The 1,297-nt window shown below is 60.7% G+C and carries 1 protein-coding gene; it reads right to left on the reverse strand.

Going from position 1 to position 1,297, the window contains the following annotated elements:
- Positions 1-7 precede the first annotated feature (7 nt).
- Entirely contained in the window at positions 8-1,249 is a 1,242-nt protein-coding gene (locus L3K22_RS16625; RefSeq protein WP_308445961.1) for an IS30 family transposase, read from the reverse strand.
- Positions 1,250-1,297: the final 48 nt, after the last annotated feature.

The following is a 1,297-nucleotide window of genomic DNA, read 5'->3' on the forward strand; positions in this document are numbered from 1 at the left end:
GGCGGTGTCAAGCGGTCAGTGCACTGTCAGCCAGGACCTGCTGAAACACTTCAGCCGGAGTCCTCCAGCCGAGGGTTTGACGTGGCCTCTTGTTGAGCAGCCTCTCGGCTTCCGCGACCTGCTCGTCAGTGACCTTCCGGAAGTCCGTGCCCTTTGGGAAGAAGTCACGTAGTAGTCCGTTGGTATTCTCATTCGACCCTCGCTGCCACGGCGAATGAGGATCACAGAAGAACACTTGGATATTCGTCGCGAGGGTGAGCTCCGGATGCGATGCCATTTCTGGCCCCTGATCCCACGTAAGAGTCTTCCGTATTACCTCAGGCAGGCTCCCGATCATCTCTGCCAGCAGCGGCATGACTGATGTGGTGTCATGCTTGCCTGGAAGCCTTCGGAGAATGACCAGGCGCGAAGTCCTTTCCACGAGCGTTATTATCGCGGACTGGTTCTTCGTTCCCACCACCAGGTCCCCCTCCCAGTGCCCGGGAACTGCTCGATCCGCAACCTCCGGCGGACGCGTCGAGATGTGGCACCCCTGCACCCAGGTCTGCCCCCGAGCTTTCGGAAGTCGCGATTGGGGCACTCGTGACGTGCGGCCGGATCGCAACGCCTTCTCCTTGGCCAGCTCCTGGCGAAGCGTCCCTCGACCCTGCATGTAGAGCGCCTGGTAGATGGTCTCGTGCGACACCCACATCTCCTCGCGATCCGGGAAGTCCTTACGCAACTGCGCGGCAACCTGCTGCGGGGAAAACCAATCGCGCAAGTAACCGATCACAGCCTGACGCAACTCGGGACGAGAGTCCAGAAAGCACTGCCGGCCCCTGCGCCGACGGCGATCTGTATCCCTCTGTGCGGCACGAGCGTGATAATGGCCGTTCGTGCCAGTGTTCCGCTTCAGCTCCCGCGTTACGGTCGACGCAGAACAGCCTATATAGCGAGCGATTGCAGCCCCTGACATGCCTTCCTCGTGCCTTGATTGGATATGCGCTCTATCGAAAGCGTCGAGACGTCGACCATGACCGGGAGTGTGCACGTCTGAGACTACCTCGGCAGGGCGATCCTGCACGACAAGACGAACCCCTCCCTTGTTGCCAAAACTCGGGGTGTAGCCCGCCTCGCGAGACCACCGTGAAATCGTGTGGCGATCCCATCCCAGTTCGCGCGCCACCGCGCTCATAGACAAGCCATCCTCGAGCAACCCGAGGACCTCATCCATGTCGTCCTGCGTCGCAATCCTGCGCCTACCGCTCATCGCTCCTCCAGATCATCACCACCGATGCAGTGATCATCTGAAACCGCC

The sequence above is a fragment of the Brachybacterium atlanticum genome (assembly GCF_025669985.1).
Lineage (GTDB): Bacteria > Actinomycetota > Actinomycetes > Actinomycetales > Dermabacteraceae > Brachybacterium > Brachybacterium conglomeratum.